22 protein-coding genes are annotated in these 23,522 nt (G+C 70.6%); 9 read left to right on the forward strand and 13 right to left on the reverse strand.

Annotated elements, in window-relative coordinates:
* Nucleotides 1-9: 9 nt before the first annotated feature.
* The 4 genes from LE548_RS12230 to coxB form a co-directional block, all read right to left on the reverse strand.
* Nucleotides 10-1,275, reverse strand: a complete 1,266-nt coding sequence (locus LE548_RS12230; RefSeq protein WP_225096785.1) for an Ig-like domain-containing protein — start codon at nt 1,273-1,275, stop codon at nt 10-12.
* Nucleotides 1,276-1,414: 139 nt separating this feature from the next.
* Entirely contained in the window at nt 1,415-1,813 is a 399-nt protein-coding gene (locus tag LE548_RS12235; protein ID WP_225096786.1) for a cytochrome c oxidase subunit 4, read from the reverse strand.
* On the reverse strand, nt 1,810-3,540 hold the full coding sequence (gene ctaD / locus LE548_RS12240) for a cytochrome c oxidase subunit I (RefSeq protein WP_225096787.1): 1,731 nt from the start codon (nt 3,538-3,540) through the stop codon (nt 1,810-1,812). Before ctaD ends, LE548_RS12235 begins: the two co-directional genes overlap by 4 nt.
* Entirely contained in the window at nt 3,537-4,496 is a 960-nt protein-coding gene (gene coxB, locus LE548_RS12245; protein WP_225096788.1) for a cytochrome c oxidase subunit II, read from the reverse strand. Before coxB ends, ctaD begins: the two co-directional genes overlap by 4 nt.
* Nucleotides 4,497-4,776: 280 nt before the next feature.
* On the opposite strand from coxB, the gene LE548_RS12250 reads away from it, so the two are divergent.
* The gene (locus LE548_RS12250; RefSeq protein WP_225096789.1) at nt 4,777-6,153 is read left to right on the forward strand and encodes a cysteine desulfurase/sulfurtransferase TusA family protein; all 1,377 of its coding nucleotides are present in this window, start codon (nt 4,777-4,779) and stop codon (nt 6,151-6,153) included.
* Between the two features lie 18 nt (nt 6,154-6,171).
* Here LE548_RS12250 and LE548_RS12255 read toward each other — a convergent pair whose 3' ends face one another.
* Nucleotides 6,172-7,146: a carbohydrate kinase family protein gene (locus LE548_RS12255; protein WP_225096790.1), complete on the reverse strand. Its 975-nt coding sequence runs from the start codon at nt 7,144-7,146 to the stop codon at nt 6,172-6,174.
* A gap of 130 nt (nt 7,147-7,276) precedes the next feature.
* On the opposite strand from LE548_RS12255, the gene LE548_RS12260 reads away from it, so the two are divergent.
* Entirely contained in the window at nt 7,277-7,486 is a 210-nt protein-coding gene (locus LE548_RS12260; protein ID WP_225096791.1) for a hypothetical protein, read from the forward strand.
* 101 nt (nt 7,487-7,587) lie between these two features.
* Entirely contained in the window at nt 7,588-9,111 is a 1,524-nt protein-coding gene (locus tag LE548_RS12265; protein ID WP_225096792.1) for a hypothetical protein, read from the forward strand.
* A 106-nt stretch (nt 9,112-9,217) separates the two neighbouring features.
* On the opposite strand, the gene LE548_RS12270 is transcribed toward LE548_RS12265, so the two are convergent.
* Complete coding sequence (locus LE548_RS12270; protein ID WP_225096793.1) at nt 9,218-9,574, reverse strand: iron-sulfur cluster assembly accessory protein; 357 nt, start codon at nt 9,572-9,574, stop codon at nt 9,218-9,220.
* Nucleotides 9,575-9,815: 241 nt separating this feature from the next.
* Between LE548_RS12270 and nadA the strand changes: the two genes are divergently transcribed.
* Together nadA and LE548_RS12280 are read left to right on the forward strand one after the other, a co-directional pair.
* On the forward strand, nt 9,816-11,000 hold the full coding sequence (nadA, locus tag LE548_RS12275; RefSeq protein WP_225096794.1) for a quinolinate synthase NadA: 1,185 nt from the start codon (nt 9,816-9,818) through the stop codon (nt 10,998-11,000).
* Between the two features lie 148 nt (nt 11,001-11,148).
* Nucleotides 11,149-11,724, forward strand: a complete 576-nt coding sequence (locus tag LE548_RS12280; RefSeq protein WP_225096795.1) for a Uma2 family endonuclease — start codon at nt 11,149-11,151, stop codon at nt 11,722-11,724.
* A gap of 89 nt (nt 11,725-11,813) precedes the next feature.
* On the opposite strand, the gene LE548_RS12285 is transcribed toward LE548_RS12280, so the two are convergent.
* From LE548_RS12285 to LE548_RS12305, 5 genes are all read right to left on the reverse strand, one after another.
* Nucleotides 11,814-14,930, reverse strand: a complete 3,117-nt coding sequence (locus LE548_RS12285) for an efflux RND transporter permease subunit (protein WP_225096796.1) — start codon at nt 14,928-14,930, stop codon at nt 11,814-11,816.
* Between the two features lie 184 nt (nt 14,931-15,114).
* Nucleotides 15,115-15,795 (reverse strand): response regulator transcription factor, encoded by a 681-nt coding sequence (locus LE548_RS12290; RefSeq protein ID WP_225096797.1) that lies wholly within the window; start codon nt 15,793-15,795, stop codon nt 15,115-15,117.
* A gap of 30 nt (nt 15,796-15,825) precedes the next feature.
* Nucleotides 15,826-17,046: a histidine kinase gene (locus LE548_RS12295; RefSeq protein WP_225096798.1), complete on the reverse strand. Its 1,221-nt coding sequence runs from the start codon at nt 17,044-17,046 to the stop codon at nt 15,826-15,828.
* Between the two features lie 42 nt (nt 17,047-17,088).
* Nucleotides 17,089-17,367 (reverse strand): hypothetical protein, encoded by a 279-nt coding sequence (locus LE548_RS12300; RefSeq protein ID WP_225096799.1) that lies wholly within the window; start codon nt 17,365-17,367, stop codon nt 17,089-17,091.
* Nucleotides 17,368-17,401: 34 nt separating this feature from the next.
* A complete protein-coding gene (locus LE548_RS12305) occupies nt 17,402-18,193 on the reverse strand; it encodes a PspA/IM30 family protein (protein ID WP_225096800.1) in 792 nt (263 codons plus the stop codon).
* Nucleotides 18,194-18,429: 236 nt separating this feature from the next.
* Here LE548_RS12305 and LE548_RS12310 point away from each other — a divergent pair, with 236 nt between their 5' ends.
* From LE548_RS12310 to LE548_RS12320, 3 genes are all read left to right on the forward strand, one after another.
* The gene (locus tag LE548_RS12310) at nt 18,430-19,056 is read left to right on the forward strand and encodes a DUF3043 domain-containing protein (protein WP_225096801.1); all 627 of its coding nucleotides are present in this window, start codon (nt 18,430-18,432) and stop codon (nt 19,054-19,056) included.
* Between the two features lie 83 nt (nt 19,057-19,139).
* Nucleotides 19,140-19,841 (forward strand): bifunctional 2-polyprenyl-6-hydroxyphenol methylase/3-demethylubiquinol 3-O-methyltransferase UbiG, encoded by a 702-nt coding sequence (locus LE548_RS12315; protein ID WP_225096802.1) that lies wholly within the window; start codon nt 19,140-19,142, stop codon nt 19,839-19,841.
* Between the two features lie 69 nt (nt 19,842-19,910).
* Nucleotides 19,911-21,008, forward strand: a complete 1,098-nt coding sequence (locus tag LE548_RS12320; protein WP_225096803.1) for a S1C family serine protease — start codon at nt 19,911-19,913, stop codon at nt 21,006-21,008.
* A gap of 56 nt (nt 21,009-21,064) precedes the next feature.
* Here the strand turns inward: LE548_RS12320 and LE548_RS12325 are convergent, their stop codons facing one another.
* Nucleotides 21,065-21,283, reverse strand: a complete 219-nt coding sequence (locus LE548_RS12325) for a hypothetical protein (RefSeq protein ID WP_225096804.1) — start codon at nt 21,281-21,283, stop codon at nt 21,065-21,067.
* A gap of 80 nt (nt 21,284-21,363) precedes the next feature.
* Between LE548_RS12325 and LE548_RS12330 the strand changes: the two genes are divergently transcribed.
* Nucleotides 21,364-22,566 (forward strand): bifunctional adenosylcobinamide kinase/adenosylcobinamide-phosphate guanylyltransferase, encoded by a 1,203-nt coding sequence (locus LE548_RS12330; RefSeq protein WP_225096805.1) that lies wholly within the window; start codon nt 21,364-21,366, stop codon nt 22,564-22,566.
* Between the two features lie 7 nt (nt 22,567-22,573).
* Here the strand turns inward: LE548_RS12330 and LE548_RS12335 are convergent, their stop codons facing one another.
* Nucleotides 22,574-23,398 (reverse strand): class I SAM-dependent methyltransferase, encoded by an 825-nt coding sequence (locus LE548_RS12335; protein WP_225096806.1) that lies wholly within the window; start codon nt 23,396-23,398, stop codon nt 22,574-22,576.
* Nucleotides 23,399-23,522 lie beyond the last annotated feature (124 nt).

Here is a 23,522-nt window from a genome sequence, read left to right on the forward strand (position 1 = left end):
CGGGGCGCCTCACAGCGCCGTCGGCTGAAGGTATACCGCGTGTCCGGGCGCCTGGCCGTCCGGGGTGGCCTTGGTCAGGGCGCTGCCGGTGCCCCACTTCTTCCAGTCGACGTTCCAGTCGCCGAAGCCGTTGCCGAAGGGCTCCATCTGCCGGCCGCCCGAGTTGACGACCTTGACGATGTCGCCCAGACGGACGGTGTTGAAAAGCCACTCGGCGTTCGCCGTGCTCATGCCGATGCAGCCATGGCTGACGTTCGCATAGCCCTGGGAGCCCACGGACCAGGGCGCGGCGTGGACGTATTCGCCGGACCAGGTCTCCCGGATGGCGTAGTAGACCGACAGGTCGTAGGAGTCCGAGGTGCCCTCGGCGATGCCGACCGTGGTGCCGCGCATCCGTACGAAGTACTGCTTGTCCATGATGACCTTGACCCCGTTGCGGGTCTCCCATCCGGGCCTGCCGGTGGTGACCGGGATCTGGTTGATCGCCTGGCCGTTCCTGTAGACCGTCATCCGGTGCGCGGCGGCGTCCGTGACGGCCTCGATCCGGTCGCCGATGGTGAGCTTCAGCGGCTTGGAGGCGCCACCCCACAGCCGGTCGCCGATCTTGATGCCGTCGAGGTTGCTGTGCACCGAGACGGTGGCGTGGACGGGCCAGTACTCCTTGGGCCGGTAGTGGAGTTCCTTGTCGCTCACCCAGTACCAGGAGCCCTGCACGGCCGGCGTGGAGTCCACCCTGAGGGCGCGCTCCACGACGGCGCGCTGCGCCTTGTCCTTGACCGCCTGGTCGAGCTCGGCGGTGATGGGCTGTCCGACCCCGTACTGGCCCGAGTTCGGGCCGAGCGTGATGTTCAGCCGCTTCTGGGCGGTGGGCTTGCCGGTCTCGAACGTGAGGACCTTGCGGCCGGGCGCGCCGTCGCCGTCCTCGGTGCTCACCGTGACCGTGTAACGGGCGTTGGCGGCCAGCGGGGAGGTGCTGTGCCAGCGGCTGCCGTCGGCGGCGAGTTCGCCCGCCACATAGCGCCCTGCGGCGTCCTGGACGGTCACGTCGGTGATCCGGTCGTCACCGTCGTTCACGGTGATCTCCAGGGGCTTGTCCGGGTCGGCCTGCTTTCCCGCACCGGTGGGGGCGTTGAAGGAGATCAGGTCCGCCGCGTCGTACGGCTTGGCCGCGAGGGGGTTGCCGCCGTCCGAACCGCAGGCGGTGACGCCCGTGCCGAGGACGGTCAGCAGCAGCGTGCAGCTGACGACGGTGCGGGTCCGCGGAGTGTGGTTCATACGATCACGCTATGAGGCGTTGATCCCATTTGCGCGCCACGTAACCCGTACGAGGGAACGGCGCTGCGCCACTTGCGGAAAAACAGGAAGCCCGGACTCTCCTGACGGAGTGTCCGGGCTTCCGGTGCGCTCTCACGTGCTACTGGGTGCGGTTCTCACCGTGGTAGTACTCGAACACCCAGCCGAACAGGCCGATCACGATGAACGGCGCGGAGAAGTAGATCAGCCACCAGCCGACCGCGATGCTGAGGAAGGCGATCGCACCGCCGAAGCCCAGCATGAGCGGCTGCCAGCTGTGCGGGCTGAAGAAGCCCAGCTCGCCCGCGTCGTCCGCGACGTCGGCCTCCTTGTCGTCCTGGGCGCCCGCGTCGACCCGCCGGGCGGTGAAGCCCAGGTAGAAGCCGATCATGACGCTCAGGCCGAAGGCCAGGAAGAGTGCGGTGGTACCGGCCGGCTCCTTCGACCACACGCCATAGACGATCGCCATGACGAGGATGAAGACGCTCAGCCAGATGAACATCCGGCCCTGGATCTTCACTTGCCGGCCTCCTTGCTGCCCGCGATGGCGCCGTGACCGGCGTGCTCAAGCTGCTCCAGCGCAGCGATCTCGGGGTGGTGCAGGTCGAACGCCGGGGATTCGCTGCGGATCCGCGGCAGGGTGAGGAAGTTGTGCCGCGGCGGCGGGCAGGAGGTCGCCCACTCCAGCGAGCGGCCGTAGCCCCACGGGTCGTCGACCTCGACCTTCTTGCCGTACTTGGCCGTCTTCCACACGTTGTAGAGGAACGGCAGGATCGACAGGCCGAGCAGGAAGGAGCTGATGGTCGAGACCGTGTTCAGGGCGGTGAAGCCGTCGGCCGCCAGGTAGTCGGCGTAACGACGGGGCATGCCCTCGGCGCCCAGCCAGTGCTGGACCAGGAAGGTGCCGTGGAAGCCGATGAACAGCGTCCAGAAGGTGATCTTGCCGAGCCGCTCGTCCAGCATCTTGCCGGTCATCTTCGGCCACCAGAAGTGGAAGCCGGAGAACATCGCGAAGACGACCGTACCGAAGACCACGTAGTGGAAGTGGGCCACCACGAAGTACGAGTCGGAGACGTGGAAGTCCATCGGGGGCGAGGCCAGGATGACACCGGTCAGACCACCGAACGTGAAGGTGATCAGGAAGCCGGTCGCCCAGAGCATCGGCGTCTCGAAGGACAGCGAGCCCTTCCACATCGTGCCGATCCAGTTGAAGAACTTCACACCGGTCGGTACGGCGATCAGGAAGGTCATGAAGGAGAAGAACGGCAGCAGCACGCCGCCGGTGACGTACATGTGGTGGGCCCACACGGTCACGGACAGACCGGCGATCGAGATGGTCGCGGCGATCAGACCCATGTAGCCGAACATCGGCTTACGGGAGAACACCGGGATCACTTCGGAAATGATTCCGAAGAATGGCAGCGCGATGATGTACACCTCTGGGTGTCCGAAGAACCAGAAGAGGTGTTGCCATAGCAAGGCTCCGCCATTTGCCGCGTCGAACACATGGGCACCGAACTTGCGGTCCGCCTCCAGGGCGAACAGCGCGGCGGCCAGCACCGGGAAGGCGAGCAGGACCAGGACACCGGTCAGCAGCACGTTCCACACGAAGATCGGCATGCGGAACATGGTCATGCCCGGGGCGCGCATGCAGATGATCGTGGTGATGAAGTTGACCGAGCCGAGGATCGTACCGAAGCCGGAGAAGGCCAGACCCATGATCCACATGTCGGCGCCGACGCCCGGCGAGCGGACCGCGTCCGACAGCGGGGAGTAGGCGAACCAGCCGAAGTCGGCCGCGCCCTGCGGGGTGAGGAAGCCGCCCACCGCGATGAGCGAGCCGAACAGGTACAGCCAGTAGGCGAACATGTTCAGCCGCGGGAACGCCACGTCGGGCGCGCCGATCTGCAGCGGCATGATCCAGTTCGCGAAACCGGCGAACAGCGGCGTCGCGAACATCAGCAGCATCACGGTGCCGTGCATCGTGAACGCCTGGTTGAACTGCTCGTTCGACATGATCTGCAGGCCCGGCCGGGCCAGCTCGGCGCGCATGAGGAGCGCCATCACGCCGCCGATCAGGAAGAACGCGAACGACGTCGTCAGATACAGCGTTCCGATGGTCTTGTGGTCGGTGGTCGTCAGCCACTTCACCACGACATTGCCGGGCTGCTTGCGCCTGACCGGCAGCTCGTTCTCGTACGAGTCCTCAGCTGCCGCGGCACCCTGGGGTTCGTTGAGGATGCTCACAGGTTGTTCGTCTCCCGGTTCTTCTCGTGGCTCGTCTGCGCGATGCCGGCGGGAATGTAACCGGTCTGCCCCTTCTTGGCGAGGTCCTTGAGGTGCTGCTCGTACGCCGCCGGGGAGACGACCTTCACGTTGAACAGCATCCGGGAGTGGTCGACGCCGCAGAGCTCGGCGCACTTGCCGAGGAAGGTGCCCTCCTGGTTGGGGGTCACCTGGAACGCGTTGGTGTGGCCCGGGATGACGTCCTGCTTCATCAGGAACGGCACCACCCAGAAGGAGTGGATGACGTCACGAGAGGTGAGGACGAAGCGGACCGTCTCGCCCTTGGGAAGCCAGAGCGTCGGACCGGGGTTGCCTGTCTGCGGGTTCCGCGTGGCGGGCGTGCCGGCGTCGTAGACACCGCCGGCGTTCGCCGGGAAGTCCTTCTTGAACCGGTCCGGAATGGCGTCCAGGTTCTTGTCGGTCTTGGCGTCGCCGGGGACACCGGGGACGTTCTCGACGTAGTTGAAGCCCCAGCTCCACTGGTAGCCGACCACGTTGATGGTGACGTCGGGCTTCTTGGAGAGGTCCAGAAGCTTCGACTCGTCCCGGGCCGTGAAGTAGAAGAGCACCGAGATGATGATGATCGGGACCACCGTGTACAGGGCCTCGATCGGCATGTTGTACCGGGTCTGCGGAGGTACCTCGACCTTGGTGCGGCTGCGCCGGTGGAAGAAAGCACTCCACAGGATCAGGCCCCACACCAGCACGCCGACGGCGAGCGCGGCAGCCCAGGAGCCCTGCCACAGGGAGAGGATCCGCGGAGCCTCTTCCGTGGTCGGGGTGGGCATGCCAAGGCGGGGGAAGTCCTTGTATGTGCAACCGGTTGCGGTCGCCAGGACCAGGCCCGCGGTCAGTGCCTGCAGCAGCTTCCGCCGCATCGGGCGCCGCGGCGAGCGGTCGGAGCCGTTGGGACTCACGTAGCGCCTTCCCGAGAGTCTCGCCCGCGCGGTCGGCTGCGGCCTTCTCGCTGGTCGGTCGCCGCCCTGCGTCGGGCAGGGGTTTGGATGTTTATGCGGACCAAACCCTAGCCCACCCCCTCCGGGGGTTCGCGGGGAGGGGGGCCTACTGGAGTGGCTGGTTAGCTGGATTGGCGGCCGCGGGCCCGTTGTGGCTGGTCGCGCCCCGCGGCGGAGCCGCGATCGAAACAGCCCCGCGCCCGTGGGTTTGCTGCCTCCGCCGGGGTCTTAACGTTGCCGTATGGCCTACTTTGACGCTGCCTCCAGTGCTCCTCTACACCCCGTCGCCCGTCAGGCTCTGTTGGCCTCTCTGGATGAGGGATGGGCGGATCCTGCGCGGCTGTACCGGGAGGGCCGTAAGGCCCGGATGCTGCTGGACGCCGCCCGGGAGGCGGCCGCCGAGGCGGTTGGGTGCCGGGCCGACGAGGTGGTGTTCACCTCGTCCGGCACACGGGCCGTACACATGGGTGTCGCGGGGGCGTTGGCCGGGCGGCGGCGGGTGGGACGCCACCTGATCGTGTCATCCGTAGAACACTCCTCCGTACTCCATTCGGCCGACCTGCACGAGTCCGACGGCGGGACGGTCACCCAGGTGCCGGTGAACCGGGCGGGCGCCGTGGACCCGTCGGGCTATGCGGCGGCGCTCCGGGAGGACACCGCGCTGGCCGTGCTCCAGTCGGCCAATCACGAGGTGGGGACCGTGCAGCCGCTGGCCGGGGTGGCGGAGGTGTGCCGGGCGGCCGGGGTGCCTCTGCTGGTGGACGCGGCACAGTCGCTGGGGTGGGGGCCGGTCGAGGGCGACTGGTCGCTGCTCACGGCCAGTGCGCACAAGTGGGGCGGGCCGTCGGGGGTGGGGCTGCTCGCCGTGCGCAAGGGGGTACGGTTCGCTGCTCAAGGGCCGGTGGACGAGCGGGAGTCGGGGCGGGCGCCCGGCTTCGAGAACATCCCGGCGATCGTGGCGGCCGTGGCCTCGCTGCGCGCGGTACGGGCCGAGGCGGCCCAGGAGGCGGTACGGCTGCGGGAGCTGACGGCACGGATCCGGGCACGGGTGCCGGAGCTGGTGGCCGATGTGGAGGTGGTGGGCGACCCCGAGCGGCGGCTGCCCGGGACCGTCACCTTCTCGTGTCTCTATGTCGACGGAGAGGCTCTGCTGCACGAGTTGGACCAGGCGGGCTTCTCCGTCTCGTCCGGCTCGTCCTGCACGAGCAGCACGCTGACGCCCAGCCATGTGCTGAAGGCGATGGGCGTGCTGAGCGAGGGCAACGTGCGGGTGTCCCTGCCGGCGGGGACGGCGGAGGAGGACGTGGAGCGCTTCCTGGCGGTGCTGCCGGGGGCCGTGGCGGGGGTCAGGGAGAAGCTGGGCGCACCGGCCCCCGAGACGGCCGTGCACGCCGAGGAACTCGTCGTGGACTCCCTCGGCAGACGCTGCCCCATCCCGGTCATCGAACTGGCCAAGGTGTTCGACCAGGTCCCGGTGGGCGGCACGGTCCGGGTCCTCTCCGACGACGAGGCCGCCCGCCTGGACATCCCGGCGTGGTGCGAGATGCGGGGGCAGGAGTACGTCGGAGAGGAGCCGGCGGAACGGGGTACGGCGTACCTGGTACGCCGGGTGAGCTGAGGGGCCGTCGCCCCGGCGTCAGCTCAGGTGCGCCTGCACCTCGGCCGCGGCCTCGTCCCCGTACGCCTTGGTGAACCGCTCCATGAAGTGCGCCCGCTGCAACTGGTACTCCTGCGTCCCCACCGTCTCGATGACCAGCGTGGCGAGCATGCAGCCCACCTGAGCGGCACGCTCCAGCGAGACCCCCCAGGCCAGTCCGGACAGGAAGCCAGCGCGGAAGGCGTCGCCGACGCCCGTGGGGTCGGCCTTGCGCTCCTCGTCGGGGCAGCCGACCTCGATCGGGTCGTCGCCGGCCCGCTCGATGCGCACGCCCCGCGAGCCGAGCGTGGTGACGCGGTGGCCGACCTTGCCCAGGATCTCGGCGTCGCTCCAGCCGGTCTTGGTCTCGATGAGGCCCTTCTCGTACTCGTTGGAGAACAGGTACGTCGCCCCGTCCATCAGCACGCGGATCTCGTCGCCCTCCATGCGGGCGATCTGCTGGGAGAAGTCGGCGGCGAAGGGGATCGACCGGGAGCGGCACTCCTCCGTGTGGCGGAGCATGCCCTCCGGGTCGTCGGCGCCGATGAGGACCAGGTCGAGGCCGCCCACGCGGTCCGCGACGGTCTTCAGCTCGATGAGGCGGGCCTCGCTCATCGCGCCGGTGTAGAAGGAGCCGATCTGGTTGTGGTCGGCGTCGGTGGTGCACACGAAGCGGGCGGTGTGCAGGGTCTCGGAGATCCGGACCGACTCGGTGTCCACGCCGTGGCGGTCGAGCCAGGCGCGGTACTCGTCGAAGTCGAAGCCGGCGGCGCCGACCAGGATCGGCTTCGTGCCGAGCTGGCCCATGCCGAAGGCGATGTTGGCGCCGACGCCGCCGCGGCGCACGTCGAGGTTGTCGACGAGGAAGGAGAGCGAAACCGTGTGCAGCTGGTCCGCGACGAACTGATCGGCGAAGCGGCCAGGGAAGGTCATGAGGTGGTCAGTGGCGATGGAGCCGGTGACTGCGATGCGCACGACGGGGAAACTCCTGCGGGAGGCTGGATTGACACTTCACGCTACCGGTTCGACTGCCGGCGCTGTAGGTGGCAAAACTACCCGATAGTAGATCTTTCTTCGCGCACTCGACCATGCTTACGGTGCCGTCATGACGAACCTCAAGGTCCACTCCCCCGCCCCGGCCGACCTGGAGGGCGACCTCGCCGCGCTGCGCGTCGACTGCGCCCGGATGGCACCGCACTGGGCGGCTCCCGCGCACGCCGAGTCACGGCCGGTGCCGCCGTCCCTGATCCACGGTGTGACCGTGCCGGTGCGCTCCGCGCGGCTGCTGGACGCGATGTCCGACTACGGCGACTGACGCGCGGGGCGCATGTCCCGGGAACCGTGCGCTCCCCTCCCGCGTCCCATCGCCGTCCCCCACGCGGGGGAGGCGGGATACGACCAGCGAGGAGCGATGCGGTGAACACCGAACGACCCGAGGACCGCGAGCCGGCGACCGCAGCGGCGGACGGTGCGGACAGTGCGCAGGATGCCGACCGTGATGCGCAGGGTGCCGACGGTGAGCGGGGTGCCGACGGTGAGCGGGTCGGGTGGCGTCGGTCCCGGTTCGCCGTCGTCTCCGTGGCCGCCGCCGTGCTGCTGGTCGGCGGGGGTGGCGCCCTTCTCGCGGCGAGCGCCGGCACGGGCGGCCGTACGGAGGGAGCCGGCGCGAGCGGCAGGGACGGCACTCCCCCGCCGCTCGCCCTGGACGGTGTCGCCTCCGCCCCCTACGGCGCGACGTACGTCGCCCATGGCGAGCTGCCGGCCGGCCCCGGCTCCGCCCCGGTGTACGTGCCGCAGGGCGAGGTCGGCAAGGACGCGGTGGCCCGCCTCGCCCGCGCGCTCGGTGTCGACGGGACGCCGGCGGCCGAGGGCCGGATCTGGCGGGTCGGCGGCAAGGACGGTACCGGCCCGAGCCTCACGGTGAACCGGGACGCCCCGGGCAGCTGGACCTTCAGCCGGTACGCGCCGGGCACCGACAACTGCAAGAAGGGTGTCCTGTGCGCGCACGACCCGATGGGCCCGTCGGGCAGCCCGGTGAGCGTGTCCAGGGCGACCGCAGCCGCGGCTCCGGTACTGAAGGCGGCCGGGCTGGACGACGCGAAGATCGACGCGAGCCAGATCATGGGCGTCCAGCGGGTGGTCAACGCCGAGCCGGTGGTCGGCGGGCTGCCGACGTACGGCTGGACCACCGGACTGACGGTCAGCGGGCAGGGTGAGGTGGTCGGCGGGCACGGGCTGCTGGGGACGCCGGTGAAGGGGGCCACGTACCCCGTCCTGAGCGCGGCGAAGACGTTGAAGCTGATGAACGCGGCGCCGAAGAGCGACCACCGGATGGGGATCGGCGGCTGCACGCGTCCGGTGCCGGTGAAGGACCGGTTCGAGCAGCCCTGCGGCGCGTCCACTCCCGGACCCGGGACGGGGGCGGACGCCGGCGCGGACGCGGTCACCGTCGACAAGGCGGTGTTCGGGCTGGCCGCGCACTCCGTCGCCGGGCGGCAGACGCTGGTGCCGTCCTGGCTGTTCTCGGTGCGCAGGGACGCGGCGGGCGGCGCGTACACGGTGACGTATCCGGCGGTCGATCCCGCGTACGTGGGCTCGGCGACGGCTCCTTCCGGCGGGCCGACCTCGGCGCCGAAGCCGCACAGCGTGAAGGTCGAGGGCTACACGGCCGACGGGCGGGAGCTGACCGTGAGCTTCTACGGCGGGGTGTGTGCCGACTACTCGGCGGCGGCGCAGGAGAGCGGCGACAAGGTGACCGTCACCGTCACCGCGCGGCCGTGGCCGGACAAGGTCTGCGTGATGATCGCCAAGGAGTATGTGAGGACCGTTCAGCTGAACGCGCCGCTGGATGGGCGGACGGTGGTCGGTGCGGACGGGGAGAAGATCCCCCAGGGGAAGCCCGGGGCGCTGCATCCGGGCGCATCGGCGCTGACACGCTGACACGGCGAGACACGACGAAGACCGCGGCGAGACACGACGAAGGCGGCGGCCCCCGTGGGGGAGGCCGCCGCCTTGTGCGTCAGGCTTTTATGTCAGGGCCGTCGGCTCAGCTGAAGGAGTCGCCGCAGGCGCAGGAGCCGGTCGCGTTCGGGTTGTCGATCGTGAAGCCCTGCTTCTCGATGGTGTCCACGAAGTCGACGGTGGCGCCGCCCAGGTACGGAGCGCTCATGCGGTCCGTGACGACCTTGACCCCGCCGAAGTCCTTCTCCACGTCGCCGTCGAGCGAGCGCTCGTCGAAGAAGAGCTGGTAACGCAGGCCGGAGCAGCCGCCGGGCTGGACGGCGACGCGCAGCGCGAGGTCGTCGCGGCCTTCCTGGTCGAGCAGGGCCTTGACCTTGGCCGCGGCGGCGTCGGTCAGGATGATGCCGTCGGTGACGGTTTTGGTCTCGTCCGATACGGACATCTACATCTCTCCCGGGTTGTACGGAGACTGCTTGCCGACGAGTGCAACCGGCAAGGCCGCGGATTCATTCCGGGCCGGCGCCTGTCTTTCGGCTCCTTCTTCATGCTCGCACATGGTCTCCGGAGCGGAAAACGCCTCAGGGGGATTCATGTCACATCGACGTTATGGCCATCGTCAAAGTGACGTGAAGCGGATATGATAGATAGCGTCAGTTAGACGAAAAGTAGAAAGGGTGCGTGTCGTGACCACCGCCCAGACCCCGGAGCTCGACGTGCAGCCGACTCCGCTCGCCCTGCTGCTGCTCGGCCGTGAGGCCGACCCGAAGAGCGAGCGGGGCGTCGAGTGTCCCGGTGACCTGCCTTCGCCGTCCGACCCCGACCTGGTGATGCGCGCCCGCGCGGCCAAGGAGAAGCTCGGCGACAAGGTCTTCGTGCTCGGCCACCACTACCAGCGCGACGAGGTCATCCAGTTCGCCGATGTCACGGGCGACTCCTTCAAGCTGGCCCGGGACGCGGCCGCGCGCCCGGAGGCCGAGTACATCGTCTTCTGCGGTGTGCACTTCATGGCCGAGTCGGCCGACATCCTCACCTCCGACGACCAGAAGGTCGTCCTGCCCGACCTCGCCGCCGGCTGCTCCATGGCCGACATGGCGACGGCCGAGCAGGTCGCGGAGTGCTGGGACGTGCTGACCGAGGCGGGCGTGGCCGAGCAGGTGGTGCCGGTCTCGTACATGAACTCCTCGGCCGACATCAAGGCGTTCACCGGCAAGCACGGCGGCACCATCTGCACCTCGTCCAACGCCAAGCGCGCGCTCGACTGGGCCTTCGAGCAGGGCGAGAAGGTGCTCTTCCTGCCGGACCAGCACCTCGGCCGCAACACCGCCGTCCGGGACATGGGGATGTCCCTGGACGACTGCGTGGTCTACAACCCGCACAAGCCGAACGGCGGTCTGACGGCGGACGAGCTGCGGGCCGCGAAGATGATCCTGTGGCGCGGCCACTGCTCGGTCCACGGCCGCTTCAGCCTCGACTCGGTGAACGACGTCCGCGCCCGGATCCCCGACGTGAACGTCCTCGTCCACCCGGAGTGCAAGCACGAGGTCGTGGCCGCGGCGGACTACGTCGGCTCGACGGAGTACATCATCAAGGCCCTGGAGGCGGCTCCGGCCGGTTCCAAGTGGGCCATCGGCACCGAGCTGAACCTGGTCCGCCGCCTGGCGAACCGTTTCGCTCCCGAGGGCAAGGAGATCGTCTTCCTCGACAAGACGGTCTGCTTCTGCTCGACCATGAACCGCATCGACCTGCCCCACCTGGTCTGGACCCTGGAGTCCCTGGCCGAGGGCACCCTGGTCAACCGGATCGAGGTCGACAAGGAGACGGAGGCCTTCGCCAAGCTGGCGCTGGAGCGGATGCTGGCACTGCCGTAGGCATCTTCGGCTGTACGTGGGGCAGGGGCGCTTCCCGGTGTCGGGAGGCGCCCCTTTCGTGCCACGATCGGGGGAACGGTTCCCGATCTCATGGACAGGTGATCTTGCGATGTCCCAGTCTGGCGAGCGACCGAAGGAGGGGCGGGACATGACCGCGATGGCGCACGAACCGATCACCCAGGAACTCCTGCTGGACGGGTTCCTCGCCCTGGACACCCCGGAGGGCTTCCGGGCCGAACTGATCGAGGGGGAGATCGTTGTGACACCGCCGCCGGACGGGGATCACGAGGACTACATCGAGCTGATTGTGTGCCAGGTGTACGCACGGTCCCGGACCCGGATGCAGTTCTCCGGCAACAAGGGCCTGAAGCTGGAGAGCTTGGGCAGCCACCCGAAAGACCACTCGATTCCCGACGGCACGTTCGCGCCCAGGGAACTGCGGCTCTTCAAGGGCGCCGACCCCTGGATGCCCTGCGAGGGGGTCGCCATGGTGCTGGAGGTGACGTCCTCGAAGCCGAGGACCGATCGGGACAGCAAGCGCCGCGCTTACGCCCGCGGCGGCATCCCGCTCTATCTGCTCGTCGACCGCGGGGCCGACACGCTCACCTTGTTCAGCGATCCGGGGAAGGACGACTACAGCCAGTCGTGCATGGTCGCCTTCGGGAAACCCCTCCCCCTTCCCGAACCCTTCGCATTCGAGCTGGAGACCACGGACTTCCTCTGACCGCTCACTTCTCCCCAGGGAGACCGGTCCTGACATGCCTCGGCCGGGCCTGCGCTGTCACGCGGGCCCGGCCGAGGCATACCTGGCTCCTACACTCCGACCGGCTCCGTTTCATCCGAGGCGGACTCGGTCTGGGCCGGTGCGCCCCTCTTCGCCGCCCTCTTCTTCGCCCGGCGCTCCTTGCGGAGCTCCAGCATGGCGTAGAGCGTCGGGACGAGGAGCAGGGTCAGCAGGGTGGAGGTGATCAGGCCGCCGATGACGACCACCGCCAGGGGCTGGGCGATGAAGCCGCCCTCGCCCGTGACGCCCAGGGCCATCGGCAGCAGGGCGAAGATCGTCGCCAGGGCCGTCATCAGGATCGGGCGGAGCCGGTGGCGGCCGCCCTCGATCACGGCCTCGACCACACCGTAGCCCTGCCCGCGGTACTGGTTGATCAGGTCGATCAGCACGATCGCGTTGGTCACCACGATGCCGATCAGCATCAGCATGCCGATCATCGCCGGGACGCCCATCGGGGTGCCGGTGGCGACCAGCAGGCCGATCGCGCCCGTCGCCGCGAAGGGGATGGAGACCAGCAGGATCAGCGGCTGGGCGAGGGAGCGGAAGGTCGCCACCAGGAGCATGAAGACGATCGCGATCGCCGCCAGCATCGCCAGGCCCAGGTTCTTGAACGCGTCGCTCTGGTCCGACGTCACGCCGCCGATCTGAGCCGTCGCGCCCGCGGGGAGCTTCAGCGCCTTGATCTTCGACTGGAGCTTGGTGCTGATCGCACCGGTGTTGTCACCGGTCGGCTTGGCCGTGATCGTCGCGGCGCGCTGCCCGTCGATCCGGGTCAGCGACACCGGGCCGTCCACCAGCTGCACCGTGGCGATGTCACCGAGCTTGGCCGGGCCGACGCGCAGGTTCTTCAGCTGGTCCAGGGTGGTGGCGGGCTCGGCCGACCGCACCACGACATCGCGCTCGGTGTCGTCGAGGGTCGCCTTCGCCGCCGTCGTACCGCGCACCGCCTCGGCGACCAGCGCGCCGAGCTTCTGGTCGTCGAGGCCCGCGGCGGCCGCCTTGGCGCCCGCCTTGACCGAGATCCGCGGCACGCTCGTGGCGAGGTCGCTGGTGACGTCGGTGACGTTGCTCAGGCCTGCGACCGTGGAGCGGACCTGCTCGGCTGCCGTACGCAGGGCCTGCGGGTCGGCGGCCTTCACCACGACGCTCAGGTCCTGGTTGCCGAAGCCGTCACCGGCCGACACGGTGGTCGTACCGATGCCCTGGAGCTTCTTCAGGCCGTCCTCCAGGTGCTTCTGGACGTCGTCGTACGACTTCGAGTCCGTCAGCATGACCTGGTACGAGGCCTGGTTGGTGTCCGTGCCGCCGCCGAAGGCCGCCATGAAGCCGGAGGAGCCGACGGTGACCTGGTAGTCCTTGACGCCCTTGGTGGAGGCGATGAGCCGCTCGACCTTCTTCGCCTGCGCGTCCGTGGCCGCGAGGCTGGTGCCGGGCTTCAGCTCCTGCTTGACGGTGAGGACCTCCTGCGCGCCCTGGTCGAAGAAGTTGGTCTTCAGCAGGCCGCCCATGCCGAACGTGACCACCAGGACCACGATCGCGATCAGGACACTGGTCAGGCGGCGGCGCGTGGCGAAGCGCAGGACGGGGACGTAGGCGCGCTGGAGGCGGCTGTTCGCCTCCTTCTCCTCGGCCCGGCGGCGGGCCTCCGCCGCGTCGTCCGGGGTGCCCTTGGGTGCGCGCAGGAACCAGAACGACAGGACCGGGACGACCGTCAGCGACACCAGCAGGGAGGCCAGCAGGGCCGCCGTCACGGTGATGCTGAACGAGCCGAACAGGGCGCCCACCATGCCGCCGACCAGGCCGATCGGCAGGAACACGGCGACCGTGGTGAGGGTGGAGGAGGTGACCGCGCCGGCCACCTCGCGCACGGCGGTGATGATCGCCGTCTGCCGCTCCTCGCCGTAGCCGAGGTGCCGCTTGATGTTCTCCAGGACCACGATCGAGTCGTCCACGACCCGGCCGATGGCGATGGTCAGCGCGCCCAGCGTGAGCATGTTCAGGGACAGGCCGCGCGTCCACAGCACGATCAGGGCGAGGACGACGGACAGCGGGATGGACACCGCCGTCACCAGCGTCGAGCGGATCGACGCCAGGAAGACCAGGATGACCAGGACCGCGAAGAGCAGGCCGAGCGCGCCCTCCGTCGTCAGGCCCTTGATGGACTTCGACACGGCCGGGCCCTGGTCGCTGACGACCGTGAGCCTGGCGCCGGAGCCGAGCTGCTCACGCAGGCCGGGCAGCTTGTCCTTGACCGCGCCGGAGATGGTGACCGCGCTGCCGTCGTGGTCCATGGTCACGTTGACGGCGAGGCTGGGCCTGCCGTCGGTGCGGGTGAGGGAGTCGGCCGGGGCCGGCTCCTCCTTCACGGAGGCCACGTCACCGAGGCGTACGGGCTTGCCCCCGCTCGGGCCGGTGACCATCAGGTCCTGGATCTGCTCCAGCGAAGTGAATCCGCCGCCGACCTGGACCGGGTGGTTGGCGCCGTTCTCGTCGAAGGAGCCGGCCGGGACGGTCACACCGCCCGCCTGGAGGGCCTGGCCGAGGGCGGCGGGGGTGAGCCCGGCCCCGGCGAGCTTCGCGTCGTCCGGGGTCACCGTGACCTGGACGTCGCGCACGCCGGTGACCTGGACGCGGCCGACGCCGGAGATGTCCTTCAGAGCCGGTACGACGGTCTTGTCGAGCTGGTCGGCGAGGGCCTGCTGGTCCTTGTCGGAGCTGGCGGCGAGGACCACGGTCGGCATGTCGTCGGTCGAGCCGGAGATCACCTGCGGGTCGACGCCGGACGGGAGCTGGTTACGGGCCCGGTTGACGGCCTGCTGGACGTCGGAGACGAGCTGCTTGGTGTCGTTGCCGTAGTCGAAGGACGCCATGATCACGGCGTTGCCCTCGCTCGCGGTCGAGGTCACCGACTTGACGCCGGAGACGCCCTGGAGGTTGTTCTCGATCGGCTCGACGATCTGCTTCTCGACCACGTCGGGCGAGGCGCCCTGGTACGGCGCGATCACCGAGACCATGGGCAGGTTGATGGTGGGCAGCAGCTGCTGCTTGATCTGGGGTATCGCGATCAGCCCGAAGACGAGCGCGATGAGCGACATCAGGCCTGTCAGGGCCCGTTGGCGCAGGCTGAATCTCGACAGCCAGGACATGGATGAGGGTCTCTCAATCTGTGAGCGGCAGACCCTCTCACCCTGGCCCATCACCGAGGGCCGAGCCGTAGGCCCAGAGTCCATTTCCTTATCCGGGCCCTACTCCCCTCGCAGTACGCCGGGGTGGAGAACGGAGTACGCCGGAGGTGGACCCGGGTGGAGATCCGGGAGGGGCCGCGGACGGTCAGTCCGTCCTCGGCCGGACCAGACCCGACTCGTAGGCGATCACCACGAGCTGCGCCCGGTCGCGCGCGCCGAGCTTGGCCATGGCCCGGTTGACGTGCGTCTTCACCGTCAGCGGGCTGACCTCCAGGCGCTCGGCGATCTCGTCGTTGGAGTGGCCGCCGGCGACCTGGACCAGCACCTCCCGCTCCCGTCCGGTGAGCGTGCCGAGCCGGTCGGAGCGGGCGGGGTCGCGGCCGTCGTCGCCGTCGCCCTGGGCGAGGAAGCGGGCGATCAGCCCCTTGGTGGCGACCGGGGACAGCAGGGCCTCGCCGCCCGCCGCGACCCGGATGGCGTTCAGCAGTTCCTCCGGCTCGCTGCCCTTGCCGAGGAAACCGGAGGCGCCCGCGCGCAGGGCCTGGACCACGTAGTCGTCGACCTCGAACGTCGTCAGGATGACCACGCGGACCTGCGCCAGAGACGGCTCGGCGCTGATCATCCGGGTGGCGGCGAGCCCGTCGGTCCCCGGCATCCGGATGTCCATGAGGACGACGTCCGCGGCCTGCTCCTTGGCCAGCCGGACCGCCTCCGCGCCGTCGGAGGCCTCCCCGACCACCTCCATGTCGGGCTCGGAGTCGACCAGCACCCGGAACGCGCTGCGCAGCAGGGCCTGATCGTCGGCGAGCAGGACACGGATCGTCATGCGGGCTCCCCCGGTGCCGTCGTACGGCTCTCAGTGCGCGTCGTCGCGGGTGTCGGTACGGGTCTTGAGGGGCAGGATCGCATGGACACGGAAGCCGCCGCCGTAGCGGGGTCCGGTGGTGAGGGTGCCGCCGAGGGCGGTGACCCGCTCACGCATGCCGAGCAGCCCGTGCCCGCCGCCGGTCCCGGGCGCGCTCTCCCCTCCCGGGCCGTCGTCCAGCACGGTGACCTCGATGTCCGGGCCGACCCGTACGACGCTGACCTCGGCCTTGGCGCCGGCCCCCGCGTGCTTCTGCACATTGGTCAGCGCCTCCTGGACGATCCGGTAGGCGGCCAGGTCGACGGCGGCGGGCAGATCGGAGTCCGGCCCGGCGCGGGCCACCTCCACCGGCAGCCCGGCGCTGCGGAAGGTGCCCGCGAGGTCCTCCAGCCGGCTCAGTCCGGGCGCGGGCTCGGTGGGGGCCTCGGGGTCACCGGACTGGCGCAGCAGACCGACGGTGGCCCGCAGTTCGTCGAGCGCGCTGCGGCTGGCCTCGCGGACGTGGGCGAGGGCCTCCTTGGCCTGGTCGGGCCGCTTGTCCATGACGTGCGCGGCCACCCCGGCCTGCACGTTCACCAGGGCGATGTGATGGGCGACGACGTCATGCAGATCGCGGGCGATGCGCAGCCGCTCCTCGGCGACCCGGCGGCGGGCCTCCTCCTCACGGGTGCGTTCGGCCCGCTCGGCCCGCTCCCGGATGGCCTGCACGACCGCGCGCCGGCTGCGTACGGCGTCCCCGGCGGTGGCACCGATACCGGTCCAGGCCAGCACGCCCAGGTTCTCCTGCGCGTACCAGGGCAGCGGGCCGCCGAGCATGGCGGCGGCCGTCAGCACGGTCATGGTGAGCAGGCCGATGCGCAGGGTGGTGGTGCGGTCGGTGGTCGCGGCGACGGTGTACAGGGCGATGACAGCCGCCATCGTGACCGGGGCGCGCGGGTCACTGGTGACGCACTCGACGACGGAGAGGGTGCCGGTGACGGCGAGGACCGGCATGGGGGCGCGGCGCCGGAAGACGAGCGCGGCCGCGGCGAGGAGCATGAGCAGCAGGCTGAGCGGGTCGGGGGTGCGGATGCCCCAGGTGACGCCGTTGGTCCCGCGCGGGGTCACGAAGGATCCCGCGATCATGCAGACCAGCACGGCTGCGGCGATGGCGGCGTCCAGGGCCCACGGGTGGGCCTTGAGGCTGCAGCGTGCGCGGTCGAGAGTGCTCACGGGATGAACAGTACGTTCCCCGGGCCCCTCGGGGCCCGACCCTCAGCCCGGGATCAGTCCCTCGTCGCCGAGCATCGCCCGGACCTCGTCCAGCGACGCGTCCGGCGCTGGAAGGATCAGCTCCGACGGTTCCAGGGAGTCGTCCGGCAGAGGCGTGCCGAGCTCGCGGACGGAGTCGAGGAGGGCGTGGAGGGTGTGGCGGAAGCCCGCCTCGTCGCCGCCCTCCATCTCCTCCAGCAGCTCGTCGTCGAGCTTGTTCAGCGCGGCGAAGTGGGCGTCGGCCAGCTGCCACTGGCCCTCCCCCATGATCCGTACGATCACGTCGGCCTCCTCGGCTCGGCCCCCGGCGCCGGGCTCACTGCTTGTCGAAGCGCGGGGTGTCCTGCGGCTGCTGCTGGGTCTGCCCCTGGCCCGTACCGCCCTCGATGGCCTGCTGCGGGGAGCCTCCGGCCAGCTCGGCCTTCATGCGCTGCAGTTCCAGCTCCACATCCGTACCACCGGAGAGGCGGTCCAGCTCGGCGGCGATGTCGTCCTTGGCCATGCCCGTCGGGTCGTCCAGGGCGCCGGAGGCGAGCAGCTCGTCGATGGCGCCGGCGCGGGCCTGGAGCTGCTGCGTCTTGTCCTCGGCACGCTGGATGGCCAGGCCGACGTCGCCCATCTCCTCGGAGATGCCGGAGAAGGCCTCGCCGATCCGGGTCTGGGCCTGGGCGGCGGTGTAGGTGGCCTTGATGGTCTCCTTCTTCGTACGGAAGGCGTCCACCTTGGCCTGCAGGCGCTGGGCCGCGAGGGTGAGCTTCTCCTCCTCGCCCTGGAGGGTCGCGTGCTGCGTCTCCAGGTCGGTGACCTGCTGCTGGAGCGCGGCGCGGCGGGAGAGCGCCTCGCGGGCCAGGTCCTCGCGGCCGAGCGCGAGCGCCTTGCGGCCCTGGTCCTCCAGCTTGGAGGACTGCTGCTGCAACTGGTTGAGCTGGAGTTCCAGGCGCTTGCGGCTGGTCGCCACGTCGGCGACGCCCCGGCGCACCTTCTGCAGCAGCTCCAGTTGCTTCTGATACGAGTAATCGAGGGTCTCGCGCGGGTCCTCGGCCCGGTCAAGGGCCTTGTTCGCCTTCGCGCGGAAGATCATCCCCATACGCTTCATGACACCGCTCATGGGCTTCGCGCGCCCCCTTCTGACGGACTCCAGCTCACAGATCCTGCGACAGGACCCACAGTACGGGCCCTGACTCCATTACCGCACTGTTCCGGGACCGATGCGCTCATCCCCAAGGACGACTGCGGACCGTACCGCTCCGGCGCAAGGAGTAGGTGATCCCCTGCCGGAACGTCCCCTCTGTCCCCCTACAGACGAACGGTGTTGCCGGATCGTTCCCCGCCTGGCTGGGGTCCATGCGGGTGGAGCGCTTACCCTTGGGTTTTGTGTTCCGTAGCCGTGCCAAGGAAGAGAAGGCCCCCGCCGACAAGGCGCAGGCAGCCGACTCCAAGCAGCCCCGTGACCCGCAGGCCCCGAAGGGCAGGCCCACGCCCAAGCGCAGTGAGGCCCAGTCCCAGCGCCGCAGCGTCGCCAACACGCCGATGACCCGCAAGGACGCCGCGAAGCGTCAGCGCGAGGACCGGCGCCAGGCGCTGGAGCGCCAGCGCCAGGCCCTGGCCACCGGCGACGAGCGGTATCTGCCGGCTCGGGACAAGGGCCCGGTGCGCCGCTTCGCCCGGGACTGGGTGGACTCGCGGTTCAACGTGGCGGAGTTCTTCCTGCCGCTGGCCATCGTGATCCTCGTGCTGAGCGTGGTCCGGGTGGGCGCGATCCAGAGCATCGCGCTGCTGCTGTGGCTGGTCGTGATCGTGCTGATCGTGGTGGACGCGGCGGTCAGCGGCTTCCGCCTGAAGAAGCGCCTCAAGGAGCGCTTCGCCGACCAGAACACCCGGGGCGCGGTCGCCTACGCCCTGATGCGCTCCCTCCAGATGCGCCGGCTCCGGCTGCCGAAGCCGCAGGTCAAGCGCGGAGAGAAGCCCTGAGCGCAGACGCCTTCACCGGGGATGCGGCGGATGCCTGGCTGCGCAAGCTGGGCGGGCTGCGTGATGTCGTACGGCAGGAGCTGGTGGCCCGGCAGCTGGACGAGCAGATAGCCGGACGGTTCCCGGTCGGGCAGCGGCTGCGGGTGCTCGACGTCGGCATGGGCCAGGGCACGCAGGCGCTGCGGCTGGCCCGGCTCGGCCACCAGGTGACCGGAGTCGAGCAGGACCCGACGATGATCGACGCGGCACGTACGGCACTGGCCGCGCAGCCGGAGGGCATCCGCGAGCGGGTCCGGCTGGTGCAGGGCGACGGGCGGGACACCGGCGTGCACTTCCTGCCGGGCAGCTTCGACGTGGTGCTGTGCCACGGTGTGCTGATGTACGTCGAGGAGCCCGATCCGCTGGTGGCGGGGCTGGCCCGGATGCTGGCCCCCGGCGGCCTGCTCTCCCTGCTGGTCCGCAACGGCGACGCGCTCGCCATGCGGCCGGGCCTGTCCGGGGACTGGGCGGGCGCGCTGGCGGCGTTCGACACCACCGCGTACCGCAACCGCCTCGGCCTGGACGTGCGGGCCGACCGGCTGGCCACGCTGACCGCGACGCTCGCCGGGATCGGGGCCCCGCTGCACGCCTGGTACGGCGTACGGGTCCTCTCGGACACGGCCGCGGACGACGCGCCGGTCCCGGACGACGTCGAGACCCTGCTGGCGGCCGAGGAGCGCGCCGGACGCACGGACCCCTACCGCGGGGTGGCGGCGCTGCTGCACCTGTGCGGCGTACGCGGCTGAGCCACGCGCCGGTGCCCGTTCGGGGCAACATCGCGGGCCGGACGATCACCCTCCGGTGAGACTCGGGACATGGACGCTTCCCGTACCCGTGCCCGTACCCGTGTCCTCGGCAGGGCCGTGCCCGCCACCGCGCTGGTGTGCTGCGCGCTGCTGGCCGCCGGGTTCGCCGCCGGCTGCTCGCCGACCGCCACGCCGGCCGCCCAGGACACCGCGACGGCCGCACGGACGGCCGTGCCGATGGCGGCGACCGACCTGCAGAGCCAGTACCAGAAGGTGATCAAGGAGGTCCTGCCGTCGGTCGTGCAGATCCAGGCGAGCCACGAGCTGGGCTCCGGGGTGGTGTACGACGACCGGGGGCACATCGTCACCAACGCGCACGTGGTCGGGCGGGAGAAGACCTTCAAGGTGACGACGGCCAACAACGAGGAGCCGCTCACCGCGACGCTGGTGTACTCCTATCCCGACCAGGATCTGGCCGTGGTCAAGCTGGACAAGGTGCCGTCCGGACTGAAGCCGGCGGCGTTCGGCGACTCCGAGAAGGTGGAGGTCGGCCAGATCGTGCTGGCGATGGGCTCGCCGCTCGGGCTGTCGTCCAGCGTGACGCAGGGCATCGTCTCGGCGGTCGGACGGACCGTCAGCGAGAACAGCACCGGTGGCGGCACGGGCGCGACGATCGCGAACATGGTGCAGACCTCGGCCGCCATCAACCCCGGCAACAGCGGCGGCGCCCTGGTCAACCTGGCCGGGCAGGTCATCGGCATCCCGACGCTCGCCGCCGCCGACCCCTCCCTCGGGGGCAGCGCGGCGCCCGGCATCGGGTTCGCCATCCCGGCGTCGATGGTGAAGACGATCGCGGGTCAGATCGTCAAGGAGGGCAAGGTCACCGACTCGGGGCGGGCCGCGCTCAACATCGCCGGACGGACGGTCGTGGACGACAGGTACCAGCCGGCCGGGGTGGCGGTGGTCAGCACCACGCCCGGCGGCGCGGCCGACAAGGCGGGCCTGCGCGCCGGCGACATCATCACCAAGCTGGGCGACCAGTCCATCACGACCATCACCTCCCTCGCGGTGGCGCTGGCGGCGGACCAGCCGGGCGGGAGGACGACGGTGACGTACCAGAGGAACGGCACCGTGAAGACGGCGGACGTGACACTGGGCGCGCAGTGAGCGGGGCACGAGGGGTACGACCGTACGGCCGCACCCCCGGGGGACCGGCCGGCGGTTCAGTCCTCCGCGGCGGCGCGCAGGCTCATCGGCGCGGCGTAGATCTCGGTGCCCTCCTCGAACAGCCGCACCTGGTCGGTGCCGCCCTCCAGCAGCGCCCGCCAGTTCTCGCCGATCCAGGACTCGGCATCCCCCTGCGTGGTGAACTCCTCGGGCTGCACGGCGGGCTGGACCTCCGTCCCGTCGGCCTTCTCGAACCGCCACGTCCATGCCGTCATGTGGGCCTCCTTTGATCCAACACGTGCTGGCAGACTAGCCGGAAGCGCAAGACCTGATCAGACGGGCGAAAATCGATTCCGTGGAAGTGACTCTGCTCGGTACCGGCGCCCCGGCCGGACTGCCCCGCCCCGACTGCCCCTGTGCCGCCTGCGCGACCGCGCTCGGGCCGGACGCGCGGGCGGCGACCGCCGTGCTGGTGGACGGGGCGCTGCTGCTCGATCTGACGCCGGGCGCGGCGTTCGCGGCGGCCCGGGTGGGGCATTCGCTGGGCGGGGTGAGGCAGGTGCTGCTGTCGCATCCGCACGACGGCCCGGCGGTGGAGGTGCCGGCCGGGCTGCCGCAGCCCGGGCGGGTGCCGGACGGGCGGGAGTTGGCGCTGCTGACGGGGCATCGGGTGCGGGCGGTCGCGATGGACGCGGGCGGCACCGGGTACGCGGTGACGGGCCCGGACGGGCAGCGGCTGCTGTATCTGCCGCCGGGCGGGGCGCCGGCGGGCCTGGAGGAGGCGCGGGCGGAGTCGTACCACATGGTCCTCGCGGACGTGGCGGGCCGCCCGGACGCGCTGGCGCGGCTGCGCGCGGTGGGTTCCGCCGGCGCCACGACGGACGTGGTCGCCGTCCACCTCGACCACGACGTCCCGCCGGGCCCGGAGTTGCGGCGCCGGCTGGCGGCGGCCGGGGCGCGGGCGGTGCCGGACGGTACGACGCTGACGGTCGGGGTGTACGAGGACGTGCCGGACGTGCCGCGCCGCACACTGGTGCTGGGCGGGGCGCGCTCGGGCAAGTCCGTGGAGGCCGAGCGGCGCCTGGAGTCCTTCCCGGACGTGCTGTACGTGGCGACCGGCGGGACGCGCGGCGGGGACACCGAGTGGGCGGCGCGGGTGGCCGCGCACCGGGAGCGGCGGCCGGGTTCGTGGCGTACGACGGAGACGACGGACCTGATCCCGCTGCTGGGCCAGGACGGGCCGCCGCTGCTGATCGACTGCCTGTCGCTGTGGCTGACGGACGCCATGGACGCCGTGGGGGCGTGGGACGACGCGGAGTGGGCGGGCGGCGGCGAGAAGCTGCTGCGGGAGCGGGTGCGGGAACTGACGTCCGCTGTGCGCGCCACCCGGCGGACGGTGGTGGCGGTGTCGAACGAGGTGGGGTCGGGGATCGTCCCGGCGACCGCGTCCGGGCGGCGGTACCGGGATGAACTGGGGCGACTGAACTCGGCGTTCGGGGCGGAGTGCGAGCAGGTGCTGCTGGTGGTGGCGGGGCAGGCGCTGGTGCTGCGGGGGTGAGCCCCGGTCACGAGGATTCCGTGTGCTTCCGCGCCACGATTCTGTAGGTGTTCGAGGAGAGCGTCCGGCGGTCGGCCGTGAGGATGTCGCAGCCCTGGTTCTCCAGCTCCGCGCACAGGTTGGCGAGGGGTGGCAGGTGCAGGTGGCGGGGTTGGCGGTAGGGGGGCCAGCGACGGCCCAGGAGGAGTGCGAACGCGCTGTGGGGGTTGGGGAGTTCGAGGAGGAGGTGGCCGCCGGGTCGCAGGGCGGTCAGGGCCGCGTGGAGTTCGGCGCGCGGGTCGGGGATGTACTCCAGGTGGCGGAACATGCTGACCACGTCGTAGCGGGCGTACAGGTGGGGCAGGATCCAGGGGTTCGTGAGGTCGCCGATGTGGGCTTCCTCGACGCGGCCCGCCAGCCTCGCCTGTTCGACCCTCGGCGTCGGGTCCAGGCCGTCGAAGGAGGTGTACGGGAAGACCTCCCGGGCCGCCTCCGGGAAGCCGGCGTGCCCCGTGCCCACGTCCAGCCAGCTCTCCGGCTCGGCCAGCGGCAGCACCGTACGGGCCGCCGCGCGGTGCCGGCGGCGGACCGCCCGGGCGGAGGGATTCCGGCCCGCGCGGAAGTCCCGGTGGTACAGGGCGAGGCCCTCCACCGTGAACCGGGGGTTCTGGAAGGCGTGCCCGCAGTCGCGGCACTCGTCCATGACACAGGTGCCCGGACCGCGCCGGCCGGGCGCGGCGGCCCGCGCCCGGGTGCGCAGGCGCTCGCCGCCGCACCAGGGGCAGTTCTCGCGGCGTGGCTCGTGATACGGGTCGGCGGCCTGAGGGGTGGTGGTCCGGGGCGAGGTCGGCATGGGCGGCCCCCTGAGCGACATTCCGCTGCAAAACGGAACGTATGGGATACCGATCTTGGGTGCAAAGACGTCGGGCGGGTGTGGTGGCGATGTGACGCGGAAGCACGCGTTCGCTGGCGGTACT

Origin of the sequence: Streptomyces sp. CoH27 (assembly GCF_020181035.1) — a bacterium.
In the GTDB taxonomy this organism is placed as follows: Bacteria; Actinomycetota; Actinomycetes; order Streptomycetales; family Streptomycetaceae; genus Streptomyces; species Streptomyces camelliae.